At 60.3% G+C, this 21,867-nt stretch carries 22 protein-coding genes; 11 read left to right on the forward strand and 11 right to left on the reverse strand.

The features are described 5' to 3' along the window. Positions 1–372 precede the first annotated feature (372 nt). The 4 genes from HQN82_RS16075 to HQN82_RS16090 are packed head-to-tail and all read right to left on the reverse strand — an operon-like array spanning position 373 to position 3,881. Positions 373–1,131 (reverse strand): ABC transporter ATP-binding protein, encoded by a 759-nt coding sequence (locus tag HQN82_RS16075; RefSeq protein ID WP_006698450.1) that lies wholly within the window; start codon positions 1,129–1,131, stop codon positions 373–375. Next, positions 1,131–1,967 carry an ABC transporter ATP-binding protein gene (locus tag HQN82_RS16080; protein WP_173615215.1) on the reverse strand — a complete coding sequence of 279 codons (837 nt, stop codon included), beginning with the start codon at positions 1,965–1,967 and terminating at the stop codon, positions 1,131–1,133. The genes HQN82_RS16075 and HQN82_RS16080 overlap by 1 nt, the downstream gene beginning before the upstream one ends. Before the next feature lie 4 nt (positions 1,968–1,971). Further along, entirely contained in the window at positions 1,972–2,859 is an 888-nt protein-coding gene (locus HQN82_RS16085) for an ABC transporter permease (RefSeq protein WP_173615216.1), read from the reverse strand. Further along, positions 2,859–3,881: an ABC transporter permease gene (locus HQN82_RS16090; RefSeq protein WP_004445514.1), complete on the reverse strand. Its 1,023-nt coding sequence runs from the start codon at positions 3,879–3,881 to the stop codon at positions 2,859–2,861. Before HQN82_RS16090 ends, HQN82_RS16085 begins: the two co-directional genes overlap by 1 nt. A gap of 296 nt (positions 3,882–4,177) precedes the next feature. Here HQN82_RS16090 and HQN82_RS16095 point away from each other — a divergent pair, with 296 nt between their 5' ends. Continuing rightward, on the forward strand, positions 4,178–4,813 hold the full coding sequence (locus HQN82_RS16095; RefSeq protein WP_173615217.1) for a LysE family translocator: 636 nt from the start codon (positions 4,178–4,180) through the stop codon (positions 4,811–4,813). Between the two features lie 27 nt (positions 4,814–4,840). On the opposite strand, the gene HQN82_RS16100 is transcribed toward HQN82_RS16095, so the two are convergent. Further along, the gene (locus HQN82_RS16100) at positions 4,841–5,569 is read right to left on the reverse strand and encodes a FadR/GntR family transcriptional regulator (protein ID WP_004445516.1); all 729 of its coding nucleotides are present in this window, start codon (positions 5,567–5,569) and stop codon (positions 4,841–4,843) included. A 91-nt stretch (positions 5,570–5,660) separates the two neighbouring features. After that, a complete protein-coding gene (locus HQN82_RS16105) occupies positions 5,661–6,647 on the reverse strand; it encodes a GlxA family transcriptional regulator (protein WP_173615218.1) in 987 nt (328 codons plus the stop codon). A 128-nt stretch (positions 6,648–6,775) separates the two neighbouring features. On the opposite strand from HQN82_RS16105, the gene HQN82_RS16110 reads away from it, so the two are divergent. The 7 genes from HQN82_RS16110 to HQN82_RS16140 all read left to right on the forward strand — a co-directional run bounded on the left by HQN82_RS16110 (position 6,776) and on the right by HQN82_RS16140 (position 11,585). Next, entirely contained in the window at positions 6,776–7,603 is an 828-nt protein-coding gene (locus HQN82_RS16110) for an alpha/beta fold hydrolase (protein WP_173615219.1), read from the forward strand. 26 nt (positions 7,604–7,629) lie between these two features. Continuing rightward, positions 7,630–8,421, forward strand: coding sequence for an SDR family NAD(P)-dependent oxidoreductase (locus HQN82_RS16115; RefSeq protein WP_173615220.1), 792 nt, complete (start codon positions 7,630–7,632; stop codon positions 8,419–8,421). Positions 8,422–8,434: 13 nt separating this feature from the next. Continuing rightward, complete coding sequence (locus HQN82_RS16120) at positions 8,435–8,920, forward strand: hypothetical protein (RefSeq protein ID WP_173615221.1); 486 nt, start codon at positions 8,435–8,437, stop codon at positions 8,918–8,920. Positions 8,921–9,101: 181 nt separating this feature from the next. Further along, positions 9,102–10,397, forward strand: coding sequence for a bifunctional sulfur transferase/dioxygenase Blh (gene blh, locus HQN82_RS16125; RefSeq protein WP_135855605.1), 1,296 nt, complete (start codon positions 9,102–9,104; stop codon positions 10,395–10,397). 53 nt (positions 10,398–10,450) lie between these two features. After that, positions 10,451–10,747, forward strand: a complete 297-nt coding sequence (gene bigR, locus HQN82_RS16130; RefSeq protein ID WP_045531466.1) for a sulfite-sensing transcriptional repressor BigR — start codon at positions 10,451–10,453, stop codon at positions 10,745–10,747. Next, positions 10,744–11,151, forward strand: a complete 408-nt coding sequence (locus HQN82_RS16135; protein WP_035206858.1) for a YeeE/YedE family protein — start codon at positions 10,744–10,746, stop codon at positions 11,149–11,151. Before bigR ends, HQN82_RS16135 begins: the two co-directional genes overlap by 4 nt. Further along, positions 11,148–11,585 carry a YeeE/YedE family protein gene (locus tag HQN82_RS16140; protein ID WP_035206857.1) on the forward strand — a complete coding sequence of 146 codons (438 nt, stop codon included), beginning with the start codon at positions 11,148–11,150 and terminating at the stop codon, positions 11,583–11,585. Before HQN82_RS16135 ends, HQN82_RS16140 begins: the two co-directional genes overlap by 4 nt. A 73-nt stretch (positions 11,586–11,658) precedes the next feature. Here HQN82_RS16140 and gpmI read toward each other — a convergent pair whose 3' ends face one another. The 5 genes from gpmI to HQN82_RS16165 form a co-directional block, all read right to left on the reverse strand. Next, positions 11,659–13,176 carry a 2,3-bisphosphoglycerate-independent phosphoglycerate mutase gene (gpmI, locus tag HQN82_RS16145; protein WP_004445529.1) on the reverse strand — a complete coding sequence of 506 codons (1,518 nt, stop codon included), beginning with the start codon at positions 13,174–13,176 and terminating at the stop codon, positions 11,659–11,661. A 344-nt stretch (positions 13,177–13,520) separates the two neighbouring features. Next, positions 13,521–14,798 carry a dihydrolipoamide acetyltransferase family protein gene (locus HQN82_RS16150; RefSeq protein ID WP_173615222.1) on the reverse strand — a complete coding sequence of 426 codons (1,278 nt, stop codon included), beginning with the start codon at positions 14,796–14,798 and terminating at the stop codon, positions 13,521–13,523. 2 nt (positions 14,799–14,800) lie between these two features. Then, complete coding sequence (locus tag HQN82_RS16155; protein WP_006698463.1) at positions 14,801–15,814, reverse strand: alpha-ketoacid dehydrogenase subunit beta; 1,014 nt, start codon at positions 15,812–15,814, stop codon at positions 14,801–14,803. Between the two features lie 3 nt (positions 15,815–15,817). Next, positions 15,818–17,056, reverse strand: coding sequence for a 3-methyl-2-oxobutanoate dehydrogenase (2-methylpropanoyl-transferring) subunit alpha (locus HQN82_RS16160; protein WP_173615223.1), 1,239 nt, complete (start codon positions 17,054–17,056; stop codon positions 15,818–15,820). Between the two features lie 44 nt (positions 17,057–17,100). Next, positions 17,101–18,228 carry an acyl-CoA dehydrogenase family protein gene (locus tag HQN82_RS16165; protein ID WP_173615224.1) on the reverse strand — a complete coding sequence of 376 codons (1,128 nt, stop codon included), beginning with the start codon at positions 18,226–18,228 and terminating at the stop codon, positions 17,101–17,103. Between the two features lie 302 nt (positions 18,229–18,530). Here HQN82_RS16165 and HQN82_RS16170 point away from each other — a divergent pair, with 302 nt between their 5' ends. The 3 genes from HQN82_RS16170 (at position 18,531) to HQN82_RS16180 (ending at position 21,863) form a co-directional block, all read left to right on the forward strand. Next, positions 18,531–19,004 carry an Lrp/AsnC family transcriptional regulator gene (locus HQN82_RS16170; protein ID WP_004445535.1) on the forward strand — a complete coding sequence of 158 codons (474 nt, stop codon included), beginning with the start codon at positions 18,531–18,533 and terminating at the stop codon, positions 19,002–19,004. A gap of 75 nt (positions 19,005–19,079) precedes the next feature. Continuing rightward, positions 19,080–20,252, forward strand: a complete 1,173-nt coding sequence (locus HQN82_RS16175; protein WP_173615225.1) for an isovaleryl-CoA dehydrogenase — start codon at positions 19,080–19,082, stop codon at positions 20,250–20,252. A 9-nt stretch (positions 20,253–20,261) separates the two neighbouring features. After that, the gene (locus HQN82_RS16180; RefSeq protein ID WP_173615226.1) at positions 20,262–21,863 is read left to right on the forward strand and encodes a carboxyl transferase domain-containing protein; all 1,602 of its coding nucleotides are present in this window, start codon (positions 20,262–20,264) and stop codon (positions 21,861–21,863) included. Positions 21,864–21,867: the final 4 nt, after the last annotated feature.

Here is a 21,867-nt window from a genome sequence, read left to right on the forward strand (position 1 = left end):
CGAGTAAGAAAAGGCGCGGCTAACCCCGCGCTTTTTTGCTGCCAACGAGGCCTTACAAAGCCGAAATATTCCCCAAAAGTGAGGCATCCGCACTCCGTCACCCCGGACTAGATCCGGGGTCCAGCCCGATCAAGTCCTTGATCGCGTAAGACTCCTCTTATGGCGCAGACACCCCGTAGCTGGATGCCGGATCTAGTCCGGCATGACGGCGGAGAGGCCCCGTTTGTCAGCAGCCCAAGGCCCGATTACCACCGGTCTTTTCTATCTTCGGCCTGCCTCCCAAAAAAAATGCCCGGCGGGGAGGCCGGGCAAGGAAGGGGGCTGTTATTATCCGTGGCGCCCCGGAGGAGGACGGTCACGTTCTTGGAGCCGTCACGCGCCTTCATATTCCAGTGAGGCGCCGATCAGTTCGCGCGCATAAGGATGCGTTGCATCGTTGCCAGCAATGGCCTCGCGCGGCAGGATTTCGGTTATTTCGCCACGCAGCATCACGGCGAAGCGATCGCACATGTGATCGACCACGGCGAGATCATGGGTCACCATGATATAGGTGAAACCGCGCTCTTCCCGCAGCCGCTGCAAGAGGTTGAGGATTTCCGCCTGGACCGAGACATCGAGCGCCGAGGTCGGCTCATCGAGCAGCAGCAGCGACGGTTCCAGGATCAGCGCCCTCGCAATCGCCACGCGCTGCCGTTGGCCGCCGGAGAGTTGGTGCGGGAAACGGTCGAGGAAAGACACCGGCAGGCCGACATCAGTGATGACCTTGCGCATGCGCTCCTCGCGGTCGCCGAGCTTGTGGATCGCAAGCGATTCACCAAGCACGGTGCGCACCGACTGGCGGGGATGCAGAGAGCCATAGGGGTCCTGAAACACCATCTGCAACATGCGGCAGCGCTCGATCAGCGGCACGTCTCGCACCGATCTGCCGTCGATGAGGATGTCGCCTGTCCAGAAATCGTTGAGCATTGAGACGCAGCGCAACACGGTGGACTTGCCCGAACCGCTTTCACCGACCAGCCCGAAACATTCGCCGGGCTCGACACGGAACGACACCGAAGGCAGCACTTTCAGTGCAGTATTGCCGCTGCCGAAAGTGATGGAAAGATCGCGGGTTTCGACAGAAACGGCCATTATGCATTCTCCTCCAGCCATTCAGGGCGGCGGTCCAGCACCGCGAGCGGTGCGCGCGCACCGCCGATACGCGGCTGTGCCGCCAGAAGGCCGCGCGTATAGGGATGCTGCGCCTGATCGAGATCGCGGGCGGCCAGCGTTTCCACCACGCGGCCTGAATACATGATCAGCACCCGGTCGCAGAAATTGCGCACAAGGTTGAGATCGTGGCTGATCATGATGAGGCCGATGCCGCGATCGCGCACCAGACCGTCGAGAATGTTCAGCACCTGCAACCGCACCGTCACATCAAGCGCCGAAGTTGGTTCGTCAGCGATGACGAGATCGGGATCGGCAAGCAGCATCATGGCGATCATCACGCGCTGACCCATGCCACCGGAGATTTCGTGCGGGTATTGCTCGTAGACACGTGAGGCATCGCGGATCTTCACCGCATCCAGCATCGCCAGCGCCTTTTCCCGTGCCTCGGCTTTTGATGCCCTGAAGTGGCGCAGATAGGTCTCCGTCACCTGATCGCCGACCCGACGGATGGGGTTGAGGGAGAATTTCGGATCCTGAAGGATCATCGACATGCGCCGGCCACGAACCTTCAGCATCTCCTTCTCATCGAGGGAGAGAAGATCGAGCCGGTCGAAAGCCAGCCTGTCAGCGGTGATCGTTGCCGAAGGCAGGAGGCGCAACAGAGCGCGTCCGACTGTGGATTTTCCCGAACCGCTTTCACCGACAATGCCGAGCCGCTCCCGACCGAGCGTGAAGGAGATGCCGCGCACCGCCTCGGTGGGTGAGCCACCATAACGGATACGGAGATTTTCAACATCAAGGATTGGTTTTTCCATGTTCCTATCTCCGGTTCATCTGCTTCGGATCGAGCGCATCCCGCAGCCCATCACCGAGGAGGTTGAAAGCGAGACTGACAGACAGGATCGCAATGCCGGGAAAGGTCACCAGCCACCAGCTATCCAGCATGTAACGTCGGCCGGTGGCGATCATCGCTCCCCATTCCGGCAGCGGCGGCTGCGCGCCGAGGCCAAGAAAGCCCAGACCTGCAGCGGTCAGAATGACGGTCGCCATGTTCAGCGTCAGTCTGATGAGAACCGAGGGGAGACACATGGGCATGATCGACTTGACGATGATGCGCAGCGGCGACGCGCCCTGAAGCCTTGCAGCGGCAATGTAATCCGCCTTGCGAAAGGTCATGGCTTCAGCGCGGGCAAGACGCGCAATCGGCGGCCATGAGGTGAGCGCAATTGCAATGATCGCGTTATTAAGGCTCGGACCCAGTGCTGCGACGAAGGCGAGCGACAGGATGAGGCTAGGGAAAGACAGGAAGATATCCGTTATGCGCATCATCACCGTATCGAACTTGCCGCCGAGATAACCGGATGCCGTACCGACCAGAAGGCCGACGGGACCGACGATGATCGATACCAGCGTGATGATGGTGAGCGTGATGCGAGCGCCCCAGAGAAGACGGCTATAGATATCGCGCCCCAGCTCATCCGTCCCGAAGACATGGCCGTTGCCCGGGGGCTGCAGCGTGTTGGCGAGATTCTGTGCGTAAGGATCATGCGTCGCGAGCCAGGGCGCAAAAATCGCCGAGATGACGAGCAGCAGCAAGATCAGCAGGCCGAAAGCCGATGTCGGGCTTTTGAGGAGGAAGATGATAATGTTCTTCAGCGCGTTCAGCGGCACCGGAAGACGGAAGGAAGTTTCAGCACGGGCCGTCATCAGCGGGTCCTCGGATCGAAAAAGCGGTAGAGAATGTCGGACAGGAGATTGAGCCCGATAAAGATGACGCCGACGATCAGTACACAGGTCATCACGGCATTCATGTCGCCGATGATAAGATTGCTGGTGAGATATTGCCCGAAACCCGGCCAGGCGAAGACGGTCTCAATGAGGACCGCTCCTTCCAGCAGCGAACCGTAAGCCAGCGCGATGATGGTGACCAGCTGCACGCGAATATTGCCAAAAGCATGCAGCCACACCGTCTGCCGCTGCGACAGGCCTTTGACACGCGCGGTCGTCACATATTCCTGCCCCAGCTGATCCAGCATGAAGCTGCGCGTCATGCGGGTGATATAGGCAGAGGAGGAATAGCCCAGCAGGGCAGCTGGCAGGATGAGGTGGTTGATGGCCGACCGGAAGACCTCCATGTCACCCGCAAGCAGGCTGTCGATCAGCAGAAAGCCCGTCCGCTCCTCCACCAGTCCGATATAGAACTGGTCCATGCGGCCACCACCGCCAACGAGGCCGAGATGGGCGTAAAAAACGATCAGCGCGATCATGCCGGTCCAGAAGATCGGCATGGAATGGCCGAACAGGCTGAGAACGCGCACAAGATGATCCTGCCAGCGGTCTTTCTTCACGGCGGCGTAAACGCCCATGGGGATGCCGAGTCCGGCACCGATCAGGATGGCGAAGGTCGCAAGCTCGATCGTCGCCGGCATCACGCTTATGATGTCCTCGATGACGGGGCGGCCCGTGCGGATCGACGTTCCGAAATTGCCGGTGAAGACATCTCCGAGATAATAGACGAACTGCTGCCACAGCGGGCGGTCAAAGCCGAGCGCGTGATAGACCTGTTCATAGGTTTCACGGGTCGCATCCTCACCGACAATGGCCCGCACTGGGTCGGCGGGCATCAGGCGGCCAATGAAAAAGGTCAGCAGCAGCAATCCAAGCAGCGTGACCGCAATACTTCCGATCTGGCCGGACAAGCCATAAAGCGAAAGGCGTCTTTTTGACATGATTCCTCCCTTGCCAGTCACCGAACGTGCAAGGAGCACATCCTGTCTGACAACTACGGTAAAGTTGTCACAGGTGTTGCAGGCTGTCAAGCATCCGACGCCAAAATCGATATCGGCAAGCGCGGGGGTATACAGGCACAGCGTTGCCCAGGCGGCGGTTGCGGCGTTCTTCTTTCCCTAAAGAAGCCCACATTGCCACAACCGCAAAACGCTGTATTCTCCCTGCCCACAGAAGGCTGACATGGAAATTCGTGGCGATTTGACCGCTCGTGTCTGCTGCCTCGGGGGAGGAAAATATGATCGACGTGACGCTCCTGGCCTTTGCCATGGTCGCCTTTATCGGCATTGCAACACCCGGCCCCACCGTCTTGCTGGCGCTTGCCAATGGTTCGAAATTCGGCGTGCGTCGCGCGATGATCGGCGTGGCTGGTGCCGTCCTTTCGGATTTCGTCCTGATCGGCGCGGTTGCACTGGGACTGGGGGCTCTTATGGCCGCCTCGGAGTTCTGGTTCGGTGTCGTCAAGTGGGCCGGGGTCTGCTACCTTGTTTACCTTGGCATCATGCTTCTGCGTTCAAGAGGGACGCTTGACGGCGCTCTCGGCTCTGCAGAGGCAAACAGGGCCGCATCGGCGCGCTCGATCTTCCTGAAGAGCTTTCTCGTCGCCGTGACCAATCCCAAGGGATACCTGTTTTTTTCGGCCTTCCTGCCGCAATTCATCGATGCCGCCGCGCCGCAGATTCAGCAATATACCGTACTTGCGCTGATCTTCGCTGGCATCGATTTCATCGTGATGTTCGCATACGCCCTGTTCGGCGCGCAGGCAGTCAGGATATTGCGCAAGTCCGGAGCATTATGGCTCGACCGCATCTGCGGCGGCGCGCTGTTGACGCTTGCTGCTTCCCTGGCCTTTTACCGACGGGCCAACGCATAATTTACTGCCATATCAGCTATTTCTGCCTTACTCAGCCACGGTGCGGGACCGCAAGAGCACCTTGTATCGCTCGAGACTGCCGCGCAGATGCGAGGCCATATATTGGCGCGCGGCATCGGCGTCTCCCTCGATAATGGCATCGACGATCTTGCCGTGCTCCTCTTGAAGGTGGAGGTTGTAATCCTTGGGGCGCGACCCCGGCGCGGCACCCTGTAATTCGCCGCGGGGAATGATACCGGACCGAATGAGTTGAAGAAACTCCGGAAACCGCCTGTTCTGCGTGGCCTGCGCGATGGCGAGATGGAATTCGAAATCGGCGTCCCGCGTTGGTAGCCCGGCGGCGAGACAGTCACCGACACGCCGATGCGCATCCACGATCGATTCCACCTGCACGGCGGAACGGCGCGAGGCCGCCAGCCCGGCGGATTCCACTTCGAACACGGTCCGCAGTTCCAGCAGTTCGATGACCGAGGAAATGCGACCCACGGCGAGATCGTTAAAAGGCAGTTCCTTTGCCGGCTTGGCTTCGACAGCAAAGACCCCTGCGCCCTTGCGTGCTTCAACGAGGCCATCGGCACGAAGAATGGCGATGGCCTCGCGCACGACCGTTCGGCTGACTGAATATTCCCGCGTCAATTCGCTTTCGCTCGGAAGCCGGTCACCCGGGCGGAATACCCCTTCCGCCAGATCCCGTCGCAAGGCCGAACTGATTTTCGCCGCAAGCGATACTTGCTTGGTGCTGCTCTCGACGTCCATTCCGGCCCACCTGTTTTAAACTTGTCTGGCATGTTAGCAAACACCGGCCACATTGCAAGTGCCGGGTACCACCACCCCCATCGGATCAACCTCAGGCAGCAACCATGGCCGAACCGCTGGAAAAGCGGCTTCTATACTCTCCCGGTGAGAGGCCGAGAATGCGGTGAAACACCCGACGAAAGGCGGCAGCATCCTCATAACCCACCGACCAAGCGATCTGGTCGACCGAACGGCGGGTGAATTCCAGCAATTCACGCGCCTTGCCGACCCGCAGGTGCTGGACATATTCGATGGGCTTCATGCCGGTCGCCACCTTGAAGCGGCGCAGGAAGGTTCGCTCCTCCAGCCCGGCATGGCCGGCCATGTCGGTAACGCTTGTCGCCCGCCCGGCACGGGCCTGCAACCAGTGCTGCACTTTGAGGATCGGCTCATCGCCATGTGTCAGCCTTGGGGCGAAACTACTATAATGACGCTGTTCCCGTCCTGACGGGTCGATCAGCAGAAACTTGCCGGTCTCGATCATCACGGAAGGGCCGAGCAGCCGGTCGACGATGCGCAGGCCAAGATCGGTCCACGCCATCAACCCGCCGGCCGTGATGATATCGCCGTCCTCGATGACGATCTTGTCTATCTCCAGCCGGACATCGGGAAATCGGTTCCGAAAACGTTCCGCAAACAACCAGTGGGTCGTCGCCGGCCGGCCAGCCAGAAGCCCGGTGGCCGCGAGCATGAACGACCCGCCGCAACTGGCAGCCAGCGTCGCGCCCTGGGCGTGCCGGTTCAGCAGCCAGCGGGCGTAAGGCTCGGCTTCCTCGATTTCAGCCGGCCCGGTCAACCGGCCGGGCACAACGAAGATATCGGGATGCCCCGGCCCGCCGGGGTCCGTGTCATAGGAGCGGGAAAATTCACCGCCTTCGCCCATGCTCCAATGGCTGACCCGCAATTTAGGCCCGCCGCGATCCTGTGAAAATACCGACGCGATGGCGAAAAGATCGGTGATGCCATGCACCATGGCGATCTGGCAGTCCCGATAGAGGACCAGCCCCACTTCCAGCGCGCTTCCCGTTACACCCGCCATGCCCAACCCCCGTTTTTGTCAGTTTCGGCTCGCTTTCTGTCAGAAGCGCCAATCCAGCCCCGGCTGCGTCAAGAGTATCTCTATTCCCACGGGACGCAAGCAAGCTCCCTGCAACAGGAGAGAGAGCCATGACAACGATCACCACCAGAGACGGAACGCACATCTTCTACAAGGACTGGGGCCCGAAAGACGGCCAGCCCATCATCTTCTCCCACGGCTGGCCGCTCAGCGCCGACGCCTGGGACGCACAGATGGTGTTCTTCGCCAATAACGGTTTCCGCACCATCGCCCATGACCGCCGCAGCCACGGCCGCTCCGATCAGGTCTGGCATGACAACACCATGGATCAATATGCCGACGATCTGGCCGAGTTGATCGAACAACTCGATCTTCACGACTTCATTCTGGTTGGCCATTCCACCGGCGGCGGCGAGGTGACACGTTATATCGGCCGCCACGGCACCGCCCGCGTTGCCAAGATCGCTCTCATCGGCGCGGTGCCGCCCCTGATGCTGAAGACGGAAAGCAACGCCATCGGTCTGCCAATCGATGTTTTCGACGGCATCCGTAAGGGCACCTATGACAATCGCAGCCAGTTCTTCAAGGATCTGACCATTCCCTTCTACGGCTACAACCGCGAAGGCGCCGTCATATCCGAAGGTATCCGTGATGAGTTCTGGCGGCAGGGCATGATGGGCGGCCTGAAAGGTCAGCTCGACAGTATCCGCGCCTTTTCGGAAAGCGATTTCCATCAGGACCTGAAAGCTTTCGACAAGCCGACGCTGGTTCTGCACGGCGATGACGACCAGATCGTGCCGGTCGGCGCTTCCGCGCTTTCCACGGTCAAGATCGTCAAACATGCGGTGCTCAAAATCTATCAGGGAGCCGATCATGGCCTGACACAGACCCATCAGGACCGGTTCAACGCCGACCTGCTCGCCTTCGTCAAGGGCTGAAACCACCGGATACAGGAGATACGGACATGACACAGAATACATTTCTCATCACCGGCGCATCCGACGGCATCGGCGCGGTTTATGCCGAACGTCTGGCAAAACGCGGCCACGATCTCATTCTGGTGGCGCGACGCGCCGAGAAGCTGAAGGCATTGGCCGCGCAGCTGGAAAAGGATCATCATATCACCGTCGAGGTTCTCTCCGCCGATCTTTCCAGGGCGGAAGATCTCGAAAAGGTCGAGGCGCGGCTGCGTGAGGACGGGCGGATCACCGGCCTCGTCAACAATGCCGGTATCGCTGGCGACGGCGCGATCACGGCGCTGGACCCGGCCTATGTGACGACGATGATCAACCTCAACGTTCTCGCCGTCACGCGGCTTGCGGCGGCCATCGCGCCGCGCCTTGCCGCCGATGGAAAGGGTACGATCATCAACATTACATCAGTTACAGCACTGATGCCGGCAGCGTTCACCGCAGTTTACCCGGCCACCAAGGCTTTCGTACTCGCTTTCACCGAGGCGCTGCAGGCACAGCTTTCACCCTCTGGCGTGCGGGTTCAGGCCGTTCTTCCAGGTATAACCCGCACGGCCATCTGGGAGGAAGAACGGCTCGATGCCATTCCGGCCGCGATGGTCATGGATGTCCATGACATGGTGGATGCTGCCCTTGCCGGTCTCGACCTTGGCGAAGCGCTGACCATTCCCTCCCTGCCGGACACTGCCGATCTTGAAAATTTCCTTGCTGCGCGTGCAGCGCTGCGGCCCAATCTCTCCCATGCACTTGCCGCCAGCCGGTATCGTGCAGCCAAACCCGAATAGAGGGACACGTATCATGATCCTCGGACTGACCATTCCCCAATTCACTGCACTGCATGTGGGCTTGAGCTTCATCGGCATTGCTACCGGACTGATCGCCCTGCCCGCTTATGCGGCAGGGCGATGGATGCCCCGCGTGATGGCGCTATTCCTCGTCACCACGCTTGCCACCACGCTCACCGGCTTCCTGTTCCCAATCGGAAATTTCACGCCGGCACTCGGTGTCGGCGTCATATCGACCCTCGTTCTGGCAATCGCACTTGTCGCGCTTTACGGATACGGTCTGAATGGCAGGGCGCGCATCATTTACACGATCACCGCCACGATGAGCCTCTATCTCAACATGTTCGTCCTGATCGTGCAGGCCTTTCTCAAGGTCGAAACGCTCAACAAGCTGGCGCCGAACGGCAATGACCCACCGTTCCTGATCGCCCAGACGGTCCTGCTTGTAGGAGCCATCTGTCTCGGCTGGAAGGCGACGCGCCGCAGGCTTGCCGTCTGAGGCCAGTGTGAATTCTAATCGATGCCGCACACATGCCTTGCGCCCTGCCACTCGGGCGCAGGGGATGTTCCGCTAACACGCCACAAGCCGCAGATAGCTGCGAAGGCACCTCGCACTCTTGCCATCGATCAATATACATTATACAATAATATATATTGATTTGTTGCCACAGGAGATGTCGATGAAAGTCGTTAAGATCAACGAGCGCTTGACCGTTGCGGGGCAGCCGATGACCGCCGATTTCCAATCGCTCTCCGCGCAGGGTTATAAAAGCGTCATCAATGCCCGGCCGGATGGCGAAGAGCCGAGCCAACCGGGCAATGAGCAGGAAAGAGGCGCCGCCGGGGCGGCAGGCATGGACTATGGCTTCATCCCGGTCAGCGGCCCTGCCATCACTGAGGCCGATATCCGCGCCTTTCAACAGAAAATGGCGGAAGCGGCAGGCCCCGTTTTTGCCCATTGCAAGGGTGGCACCCGTGCGCTCACGCTTCATGTGCTCGGGGAAGCGCTCGACGGACGCATGGAACGCGGCGACATCGAGGCGTTTGGCAAGGCGCATGGCTTTGATCTTTCCGGCGCCACCCGCTGGCTGGAGCGACGTGCGGCAGCGGTTCCGCACGTCAAGGCATTCTTTGATCCGCGCACCTGGAGCGTGCAATATGTCGTTTCCGATCCAGTGACCAAACGCTGCGCCATTATCGATCCGGTCTATGATTTCGATGAGAAATCCGGCGCAACCGGAACGATGAATGCCGACGCCATTCTGAACCATGTGGAAAGCGAAGGCCTGTCGGTGGAATGGATTCTCGATACCCATCCGCATGCCGACCATTTCTCCGCCGCCCATTACCTGAAGCAGAAGACCGGTGCGCAGACCGCCATCGGCGCGAAGATCACCGGCGTACAGCGGCTCTGGCAGGAAAAATACAATTGGCCTGACTTTGAAACCGATGGTTCGCAGTGGGACAGGCTGTTCGAGGCGGGCGACAGGTTCAATATCGGTTCGCTTGAAGCGCGCGTGCTGTTTTCGCCCGGCCACACGCTCGCTTCCGTAACCTATGTGGTGGGAGATGCCGCCTTCGTGCACGATACGCTTTTCATGCCGGATTCAGGCACAGCGCGGGCTGATTTTCCCGGTGGCAGCGCCAGAGAACTCTGGGCGTCCATTCAGGACATTCTCGCCCTTCCGGACGAAACACGGCTGTTCACCGGCCATGATTATCAGCCCGGCGGCCGCGCGCCGAAATGGGAAAGTACGGTGGGCGAACAGAAACGCAGCAATCCACATCTGGTCGGCATGACGGAGGAAAGCTTCATCCACCTCAGGGAAACGCGGGATCGGACCTTGCCGATGCCAAAGCTCATCCTCCATGCCCTGCAGGTCAATATTCGCGGCGGACGCCTGCCGGAGCCGGAGGCAAATGGCAGGCGTTACCTGAAATTCCCTCTTGATGTGCTGGAGGGAAGCACGTGGTAAAGGGAAAGACGCCCGGAAAGCCCCTTCATACTCCTGACATTCCCCTTCCCGCCATGGAGGAACGGGCCGTGGAAGTCGCGCTGCTTTTGAAGACCCTTGCCCACCCTGCGCGGCTGATGCTGGCCTGCACGCTGGCGCAGGGAGAATTCTCCGTGGGAGAGCTGGAAGCCAGGCTGGATATTCGCCAGCCTACACTCTCCCAGCAGCTGGGCGTCCTGCGGGAAGCCGGTGTGGTTGAAACCCGGCGTGACGCCAAGCAAATTTTCTACCAGCTTAGCGAAGCGAAAGCGGCGCAGCTGATCGAGGCGCTTTACACCATATTCTGCGCGCCGGAGGAGGAGACCGCGTGAGCCCCTACTGGTCTTCTCTTTTCGGCGGCATGTTGCTCGGCCTCGCCTGCGTTCTCCTGTTTGTCTTTAACGGCCGCATTGCCGGTATCAGCGGGATCATCGGCAGAACTCTTGGCAGGCAGCGGCGTCTTGCCGATCTCGCCTTCATCGCCGGCCTGCTGGCGGGACCTTATATCCATGCCGCAGCATTCGGCCGGCTGCCCGCAATCACCGTCGCTGCCCCTTGGCCCCTCATCCTGATTGCCGGTCTGCTGGTAGGTTTTGGCACACGCATGGGCTCCGGCTGCACCTCCGGCCATGGCATCATGGGGCTGGCGCGGTTTTCCCGGCGCTCGATCGCCGCAACCGCCACCTTCCTGATCGCCGGCATCTTTACTGCGACGATAGCGGGAGCCCTGTCATGAAAAATCCGGCCGTAGCGCGTATTGCACTTGCATTGCTTGCAGGAGCGTTGTTCGGATTCGGCCTTTCGCTGTCGAGCATGGTCGATCCGGCGCGTGTTTCCGGCTTTCTCGACATCGCAAGCGGCCATTGGGACCCGAGCCTGATGTTCGTTCTTGGCGGTGCCGTTATGGTCGCGGCGCCGGGCGTGCTGCTCAGCAGACGTCTCGCCAAGCCCGTTCTCGCCGACGATTTCCGCCTTCCAGCAAAGACCCGCATCGACGGGCCGCTGATAACCGGCTCGGCAATTTTCGGCATCGGTTGGGGGCTTGCCGGTTTCTGCCCCGGCCCGGCACTCTCCGCTGTCGGCCTTGGGCTGATGCCAGTCGTTCTTTTCGTCTGCGCCATGATTGCCGGCATGCTGGCGCACGACCGCCTCTACGCGAAGCAGTCATAGCTTAAAACGCTCGTTCGGAACCTGAAACAGACGGTCGCGCGGGGGTGAAATGCTGCCGCGCGACGACGTTTGATTAAAGGTCGATCAGGCTCTTGCCCGTCATTTCCGGCGGCAAGGGCACATTCATCAGCTGCAGCAGAGTGGGCGCGACATCGGCGAGAATACCGTCATGCAGCTTCGCACCTTCAGGGCCACCGAAAAGGATCACCGGAACCGGATTTGTGGTGTGCGCCGTATGCGGGCCGCCGGTCACCGGGTCGACCATGGTTTCGCAATTGCCGTGGTCGGCAATCACAAGCATTGCGCCTCCCACTTTTTCGAGTGCGGCAACCACCGCACCGAGGCCACGATCCACGGCTTCACAGGCCTTGATTGCGGCCTGCAGATCACCGGTATGGCCGACCATATCAGGGTTGGCGTAATTGGTGACGATGAGATCGTAACCCTTGCCGATCGCCTCGACAAATTTTTCCGTTACCTCGGGCGCGCTCATTTCCGGCTGCAGGTCGTAGGTCGCGACCTTCGGGGATTTCGGCATGAAGCGATCTTCACCGACTTCCGGCTCTTCCTTGCCGCCGTTCAGGAAGAACGTCACATGCGGATATTTTTCCGTTTCGGCGAGGCGGAACTGCGTAAGTCCCTGCTTCGCCACCCAGGCGCCAAGCGTGTTGACGATATCGCGCTTCGGGTAAGCCGTGGTCATGAAATCATTGTGCCGGGTAGAATATTCCACCATGCCAAGCAGCGCCGAGAGCACTGGCTTTTCGCGCGCAAAACCGTCGAAATCATCGGCACCGATGGCAAGCAGGATTTCACGCGCGCGGTCAGCACGGAAGTTCAGGCAGAACAGGCCATCGCCGGCCTTGAAGCCTTCATAACCGTCGATCACGGTCGGCAGGATGAACTCGTCCGTGACTTTATTCGCGTAGCTCTGTGCAACGGCGCTCACCGCATCCCGGGCGTGCTCGCCTTTGGCCAGGACCATCGCGTCATAGGCCTTTTCGACACGCTCCCAGCGGTTGTCGCGGTCCATCGCATAATAACGGCCGATCACGGTGCCGATGCTGGCGCCTTCCGGCAGGCTTGCCACAAGCGCAGCCACAAAATCTTCAGCGGATTGCGGCGCGACGTCACGACCATCGGTGATGGCATGCACCACGACCTTCAGGCCGTGGCTGACCATCAGCTTCACCGCCGCCTGGCCGTGGAGGATATGGCCATGAACGCCGCCATCGGAAACGACGCACATCAGATGCGCCACACCGCCTGCGGCCTTCACCTTGGCGGCGAAATCAAGCATCGCCGCATTGCGGAAAAAGCTGCCATCCTCGATTGCAAGATCGATCTGGCCGAGATCCATGGCGACGATGCGGCCCGCACCGATATTGGTATGACCGACTTCGGAATTGCCCATTTGTCCGGTAGGCAGCCCCACCTTAGGACCAAACGTGGTGAGCCTCGCATTCGGGCAGGTGGCGAAAAGCCGGTCCATGGTGGGCGTGTTCGCCAGAACAGGCGCGTTGCTGGATGTATCCTCACTCAGCCCCCAGCCATCGAGAATAGTCAGGACAACGGGTTTGGGAGTTTGCATGGGAGGACCTTTTTCGTTCTGTTGCCGGCGGAGAGCGGACCGCCGGGCACCGGAGCGCCCTCGTCCGCCACTGTGATCGTGATGAGAAAACATGCTTCTCGTTCTTCTCTTCTATACCCGAAGATGACGAACGCAAGCCTATACCGATAGCGAAACAGTTCCGTGAAGGCTGAAAACGCGGGCTAAGAAATGCGGTCATGACACCCATACGCCCTTATCCCTGTGCTCGTCACAGGAATCCAGCCGACGCGCGTCTGCGCGACGGGACGAGTCCTTTCAGCCCAAAGACTTGGGCTGGCTGGGTCCCTGTGACGAGCACAGGGAGGAGGGAGCACGGATCGCCTTCAATCGATGAAGATCAGCGCGGGCTTTTCCAGAAGCGCCTTGACGGCCTGTATGAAGACTGCCGCATCCCAGCCGTCCACGACACGATGATCGAAGCTCGAAGACAGGTTCATCAGCCTGCGCGGCACAAAGCGAATTCCGTCCCAGACCGGCCGCGTCACGATCTTGTTGACGCCGATGATCGCCACTTCGGGGTAATTGATGATGGGCGTCGAAACGATACCACCCAGCGCCCCAAGCGAGCTGATGGTGATGGTGGAGCCCATCAGTTCTTCCCGATGCGCCGTCCCGGTGCGAGCGGCTTCGGCAACGCGTGCGACCTCGTCTGCGCACTCCCAAAGGCCGAGCGCTTCCGCGTGGCGCACAACCGGAACAGTGAGGCCTGACGGTGTCTGCGTGGCAATGCCGATATGAACCGCCTCATAGTGGCTGACGACACCTTTTTCATCGTCGAAAATCGCATTCATACCAGGATGATCGGCAACGGCTTTGACAAGCGCGCGCATCAAAAATGGCAGGACCGTTAGTTTCGGCTGCCCGGAGCGGCGTTTGCCGTTCATCGTAGCGCGCAGATCTTCCAGATCGGTCACGTCGACTTCTTCGACATAGGTGATGTGGGGAATGCGGGAGGCGGAAAGCACCATCTTCTCGGCAATCTTGCGCCTGAGCCCGGTCACCTTCACCTCTTCGACAGCGCTATCGTGGAGTGCCATCGGTTCAGTGCGTTCCGGCCGCCCCCGCACGGTTAAGAACGCGTCGAGATCGGCATGGGTAATATGCCCGTCGGGACCCGTTCCCTTGACCTGTGCAAGATCGATATCGAGATCGTCAGCACGCTGGCGAACGGCCGGAGATGCCAGCGGCTTATGGTGCAGTTCGACCGCAGGCGCCGTGTTGGCCTCCCCGGCTTCGCGTGGCACCGGCTGGGTTTCAACGGGTGGCGGCGTGTCCGTCATGTCGGCGGGCGCTTCCTCTTCCGTCATGCGGGTCGGCGCCTCCCCTTCCGGCGCGCTACCATTGGCAGCGACGGCAGCGACATCGGTTTCGATGCGCAGGAGCGGTGCTTTCACCGGCACCGTATTTCCCACCGTTACCGCGAGCCAGGTGACGACGCCCGCCACCGGCGAAGGGATTTCCACCGTCGCCTTGTCGGTCATCACCGCGGCCAGCACCATGTCCTCTTGGACAAGATCGCCCGGTTTGACGTTCCATTCCACGAGTTCGGCTTCCGCCACACCTTCACCGACATCGGGCATGGTTAGAATAAATTCTGCCATGATCAGGCCTCCATGACTTCGACAAGAGCCCGCCCGACGCGGGCTGGCCCCGGAAAATAGTCCCACTCCTGCGCATGGGGATAAGGCGTATCCCAACCTGCGACGCGCACGACGGGAGCCTCAAGGTGATAAAAACAATGTTCCTGCACCAGCGACACGACTTCTGCCCCGAAGCCGGAGGTCAACGTCGCCTCATGCACCATGACGCAGCGGCCGGTCTTGGAAACCGACTTCACGACGGTATCGAGGTCGAGCGGCAGCAGGCTGCGCAGATCGATGATCTCGGCGTCCACTCCCGTCTCTTCCGCCGCTGCCAGCGCCACATGCACCATGGTGCCATAAGCGATGACCGTGACATCGGTTCCGGGGCGGCGGATTTCGGCCTTGCCGATAGGAATGGTGTAGTGCCCTTCCGGCACCTCCCCCTTCTCGTGTTTGGACCATGGCGTTACGGGTCGGTCATGGTGGCCGTCAAAGGGGCCGTTATAAAGCCGCTTCGGCTCCAGAAACATTACGGGGTCGGGATCTTCGATGGACGCTATCAGTAGTCCCTTGGCGTCATAAGGATTGGAAGGAACCACCACTTTCAGCCCGCAAACATGGGTGAAAAGCGCCTCCGGGCTCTGGCTATGCGTCTGGCCTCCGAAAATGCCGCCGCCGGTCGGCATGCGAAGAACGATCGGGCAGGTAAAATCCCCGTTTGAGCGATAACGGATACGCGCTGCCTCCTGCGTGATCTGGTCATAGGCGGGATACATGTAATCGGCGAACTGGATTTCGACACAGGGCCGCAATCCATAAGCGGCCATGCCGATGGCGGTGCCGACAATGCCGGATTCGCTGATCGGCGCATCGAAACAGCGGGTTTTACCGTATTTCTGCTGCAGCCCCTGTGTGGCGCGGAAAACGCCGCCGAAATAACCCACATCCTCACCAAAAACCACGACATCGTCGCTGCGTTCCATGGATACATCCATGGCGCTGCGGACGGCTTCAATCATCGTCATTCTTGCCATGTCTTACCATCCTGCCTTCTGGCGCTGGCGGACGAGATGCGCCGGCATCTCGGCGTAAACACCTTCGAAAATATCCTTCTTCGGCGGTTTTTTGCCCTCGTGCAGCGTGCCGTGGCTTTCCGCCTCGCGCTGGGCTTCCAGCACCTCATCGGCGATCTCCGCCTCCGCCTGCCGGTGCCGCTCTTCCGACCAGACGCCACGCAGGATGAGGTGTTTCTTCAACCTCAGGACAGGGTCGCCCAGAGGCCATGCTTCGGACTCGGTCTTCGGGCGGTAGGCGCTCGGATCGTCAGAGGTGGAATGCGCGCCGACACGATAGGTGACGTATTCGATGAGCGTCGGGCCGAGATTGCGGCGCGCCCGCTCCACGGCCCAACGGGCCACGGCATAAACGGCCAGATAATCATTACCGTCGACCCGCAGTGCGGGAATACCGAAACCCAGCCCGCGTGACGCGAAGGTCCCGGAGCCCCCGCGTGCAATGCCCTGAAAGGTGGAAATGGCCCATTGGTTGTTGACGATGTTGAGAACGACCGGCGCCTTGTAGGTCGATGCAAAAACCATCGCCGAATGAAAGTCCGACTCCGCCGTCGAGCCATCGCCAATCCAGGCGGCCGCAATCTTTGTATCACCCTTGATGGCCGACGCCATCGCCCATCCCACCGCCTGCACATATTGCGTGGCGAGATTGCCGGATACGGTGAAGAAACCGTGTTCTTTGGAAGAGTAGAGGACCGGCAGTTGCCGCCCGTGCAGCGGGTCGAGTTCGTTCGAATAGATCTGGTTCATCATGGTGACGAGCGGATAGTCGTCGGCGATCAGCAGACCTGCCTGCCGATAGGTCGGGAAGTTCATGTCGCCCTTGGAAAGCGCCTTGCGGAAGGCGCAACTCACTGCCTCCTCCCCGAGATGCTGCATATAAAAAGAGGTCTTGCCTTGCCGCTGCGCCATCAGCATGCGCGCATCGAAAGCCCGAAGCCTCATCATGTTTTTGAGGCCCACCAGCAGGTCGTCATCCGAAAGCAGCCCGGCCCAAGGTCCGACGGCCTCACCCTGATGATTAAGGACGCGAATGATCGAATAGGCGAGATCACGCATGCTCTCGGGCGCGGCATCCACCTCCGGGCGCGGCACGGAACCGGCCTTGGGTATCTTTACATTGGAGAAATCCGGCTCCCCGCCGGGCCGCACGGCGGGTTCCGGAACATGCAGGCTGAGATGTGGCGTTTCTGATATGTCCATTCTACTCCTCCCGTCGCGGTCTCCTCCAGACCGTGAAAAAACTCTCAAAGGTTTCTTGCGATCACCATCCGCTGGACATCGCTTGTCCCCTCGTAAATCTGGCAGATGCGCACATCGCGATAGATCCGCTCCACCGGATAATCCGCTATGTAGCCATAACCGCCGTGAATCTGGATGGCGTCCGAGCAAACGCGTTCGGCCATTTCCGACGCGAAGAGCTTGGCCATCGAGGCCTCCGAAAGACAGGGTTCACCCGCTTCCTTCAGCGCCGCCGCGTGCAGCACCAGCTGCCGCGCCGCCTGAATGCGTGTCGCCATATCCGCGAGACGAAACGCCACCGCCTGATGTTCGATGATCGCCTGCCCGAAGGCCTTGCGCTCACGGGCGTAATCCCGCGCCGCCTCAAACGCCGACTGCGCCATGCCCACCGCCTGCGCCGCGATGCCGATGCGGCCGCCTTCCAGATTGGCGAGCGCAATGCGGTAACCCTGCCCTTCCTCACCGAGCCGTAAATCGGCAGGAATGGCCATGTCGGTGAAAGCGATCTGGCAGGTATCGGACGAGTGAAGGCCGAGCTTTTCCTCCACCCGGATAACCTCATAGCCCGGCGTATCGGTGGGCACTATGAAGGCGCTGATACCCTTCTTGCCAGCCGCTGCATCCGTAACGGCAAAAACAATGACGACATCGCCGTTCTTACCCGAGGTGATGAACTGCTTTGCGCCATCAAGAATATAACGATCGCCATCGCGACGCGCCCTGGTCTTGAGATTTGAGGCATCGGAGCCAGCCTGTGGTTCGGTCAGCGCAAAGCCACCGATCCATTCGCCGGTGGCAAGCTTCGGCAGAAAACGCTGCTTCTGGTCCTCGGTCCCGAATTTTAGGATCGGCACGCAGCCGACCGAATTATGGACGCTCATGATGGTGGAACAGGCACCGTCCCCCGCAGCGATTTCTTCCAGCGCCAGCGCATAAGCGACAGCACCGGTTTCCGCCCCGCCATACTCTTCGGACACCAGCATGCCGAGGAAGCCGAGCTCGCCCATCGCTTTCAATTCTTCCTTGGGGAAACGGCTTTCCCGGTCACGCGACGCGGCGCCAGGGGCAAGCCTTTCCCGCGCGAAGTCGCGGGCCATATCTCTGATCTGCTGCTGGGATTCAGTGAGCACCATCGCCGCCTCCCGCCAAAAAGCAGAAGCGTATCAGGCGCGTCGCCAGCTGGAATTGGTCGCGAGGGCTGCCCTTGAAAGCACGGGCGGCCCCATCGATCACGACAGGGTCATGCACAGCCAAATTCACCTCCCTTGGCCAGCCCTGACGTGAGGAACCGGCCCGCCGCAAATCTCCTCCAGACCGCGACTGACGTGAACGCTATCACTATCTCGAATTCATTTCAAAGCTATTTTGATTGACAGTTTTTTGATTGGCGATATCTTTGATCCAACAAATAGTCATATCATAGAGCAAATGATCCATGATTGAGCTCGATAGTTTCGACCAGAAGATTCTGCATGTTCTCGGCGATGACGGGCGGGTCAGTTGGCGGGATCTTGCGGCTCGGATAGGCCTTTCCTTCACGCCAACGTTGCGCCGCGTGCGCAAGCTGGAAGAGGAAGGCATCATTCGCGGCTATACCGCCGTGTTCGATGAGAACCGGCTGCTCGGCAATATGGGTGTCTTCATCTCCGTCACGCTGGAGCGGCAGATCAAGGAAGCGCTGACGACATTCGAACATCATGTGGCCTCCATTCCCGAGGTGGTGGGTGGTTACCAGACGAGCGGCAGTTCCGATTACCTGATCCACGCCATGGTGCGGGATTTGCCGCATTACCAGCAGCTGCTGGATTTCCTGACCACCGTTCCCGGCGTGTCGCGCATCCAGTCCAACTTTGCCATCAAGACATTTGTGCGCCGTTCCGCCGCCTTCACCGGGGGTGACACGCCGTAAATAAGGGCTGCCGGCGCGGAGGAGGTGCCGGCTGCTGACAAAAGGGACGGCCTGCCGTCCGGAGGAGGAGACGCGATGAGTTTGAACCTCGCCGCCATTTTCGATGCCGAACTCGGCCCGGAAATCGCAGCATTGCGCGGCAGCGCAAGTGCATTCGCAGATGATAAAATCGCCCCGCTGGCGGCCGAGATCGACAGGGACGACCGCTTCCCGCGTCAGCTCTGGCCTGAAATGGGCGAGCTTGGCCTGCACGGCATCACCGTTTCGGAAGAATTCGGCGGTGCCGACATGGGCTATCTCGCCCATTGCGTGGCGATGGAGGAAATAAGCCGGGCTTCGGCTTCCATCGGGCTTTCCTATGGCGCCCATTCCAACCTCTGTATCAACCAGATTCACCGCTGGGGAACGCAACAGCAGAAGCAGAGATATCTCCCGAAACTCGTCTCCGGCGAACATGTCGGTTCGCTTGCCATGAGCGAGACGGAGGCCGGTTCGGATGTCGTCTCAATGCGGCTGAAGGCGGAACGCAGGGGCGACCGCTATGTGCTCAACGGCGCGAAAATGTGGATCACCAACGGCCACGAGGCCGATACGCTGGTCGTTTACGCCAAGACCGACATGTCCGCCGGCCCCCGCGGCATCACCGCCTTCCTCATTGAAAAAGGCTTCAAAGGGTTTCGTCCGGCCCAGAAACTCGACAAGCTCGGCATGCGCGGTTCCCCCACCTCGGAACTCGTGTTTCAGGATTGCGAGGTGCCGGAGGAAAACATCCTCGGGCGGTTGAATGACGGCGTGGCGGTGCTGATGAGCGGGCTGGATTACGAGCGTGCCGTGCTGGCCGCCGGCCCTGTTGGTATCATGCAGGCGGCCATCGATCTGGTGCTGCCTTATGCCCGCGAGCGCAAGCAATTCGGCAAGCCGATCGGTGAATTCCAGCTCGTGCAGGGTAAGCTCGCCGACATCTATTCGGCGATGAACGCATCGCGCGCTTATGTCTATTCCGTGGCCCGGGCCTGCGACAATGGCCGCATCACGAGGCAGGATGCAGCGGGGGCTATCCTGTTCGCCGCCGAGCGGGCGACGCAGGTGGCGCTGGATGCAATCCAGCTTCTCGGCGGCTCCGGTTACGTGAATGACAGTCCGGCCGGGCGGCTGCTGCGCGATGCCAAGCTTTACGAAATCGGCGCTGGCACCAGCGAAATCCGCCGGATGCTGATCGGCCGCGAACTGGTGAAGGGCAACGGGTGAGGACACGCAATGAAGCTACCATCCAGTCTGAACCGCGACCCCACCTTCGCCGCCAATGTCGATTTCATGTCGGGTTTGGTGGATGACCTTCGCCAACACGTCGAAAAAATCTCCAGAGGCGGCGGCGACAAGGCCCGCGAACGGCATCTCTCCCGCGGCAAATTGCTGGCGCGCGACCGCATCGAAACACTTCTCGATCCCGGCAGTCCATTCCTCGAATTCTCGCAATTTGCAGCTTACGAGGTTTATGACGAACCTGTTCCGGCCGCCGGCATTGTCACCGGCATCGGCCGGGTCTCGGGCCGCGAATGTGTGATCGTCGCCAATGATGCGACGGTAAAGGGCGGCACCTATTATCCGCTGACGGTGAAGAAACATCTGCGCGCGCAGGAGATTGCCGCCGAAAACCGCCTGCCCTGCATTTACCTCGTGGATTCCGGCGGCGCGAACCTGCCCAATCAGGACGAAGTGTTTCCCGACCGCGATCATTTCGGCCGCATCTTCTACAATCAGGCCAATATGTCAGCCGCCGGAATTGCCCAGATCGCGGTGGTGATGGGCAGCTGCACGGCGGGCGGGGCCTATGTGCCTGCCATGAGCGACCAGTCCGTGATCGTTAAAAATCAGGGCACCATCTTCCTTGGCGGCCCGCCGCTGGTGAAGGCGGCAACCGGTGAGGTGGTGAGTGCGGAAGATCTGGGCGGCGCGGACGTGCACTCCCGGCAATCCGGCGTCACCGATCATTTTGCCCATGACGACCGCCACGCGCTGGCGCTGACCCGGCGGATTGTCTCAACCCTCAACCGCCGCAAGCAGGTGGAGTTGGATATTCGCGAACCGCTGGAGCCGCTTTATCCGGCAGACGAGCTTTACGGCATCGTGCCCGCAGATACGCGCAAACCCTTCGAGATACGCGAGATCATCGCCCGTCTGGTGGACGGTTCCGAATTCGATGAATTCAAGGCGGTTTACGGCACGACGCTGGTCTGCGGTTTCGCCCATATCCATGGCTATCCCGTCGGCATCATCGCCAATAACGGCATCCTGTTTTCGGAATCGGCGCTCAAGGGCGCGCATTTCATCGAGCTCTGCTGCCAGCGTGGCATCCCGCTGGTTTTCCTGCAGAACATCACCGGCTTCATGGTCGGCAAGGCCTATGAGGCTGGCGGCATCGCCAAGGACGGCGCCAAGCTCGTCACCGCTGTTGCGTCGGCGAAAGTGCCGAAATTCACCGTCATTATCGGCGGCTCCTTCGGGGCCGGGAATTACGGCATGTGCGGCCGCGCCTATTCGCCCCGCTTCCTCTGGATGTGGCCGAATGCCCGCATTTCCGTGATGGGCGGCGAGCAGGCGGCCTCCGTTCTGGCACAAATCCGCCGCGACGGCATCGAGGCCGATGGCCGGCACTGGTCGAAGGACGGCGAAGAAGCGTTCAAGCAGCCGATCCGCGAAAAATACGAGCGGGAGGGCCATCCCTATTATGCCAGCGCGCGGCTTTGGGACGACGGTATCATCGACCCAAAGGATACCCGCCTCGTCCTCGGCCTCGGTCTGTCCGCCGCGCTCAACGCACCCATTGAACCCACCCGTTTTGGCATATTCAGGATGTGAGGCG

The sequence above is a fragment of the Agrobacterium pusense genome, from assembly GCF_013285525.1.
Classification (GTDB): Bacteria; Pseudomonadota; Alphaproteobacteria; order Rhizobiales; family Rhizobiaceae; genus Agrobacterium; species Agrobacterium pusense.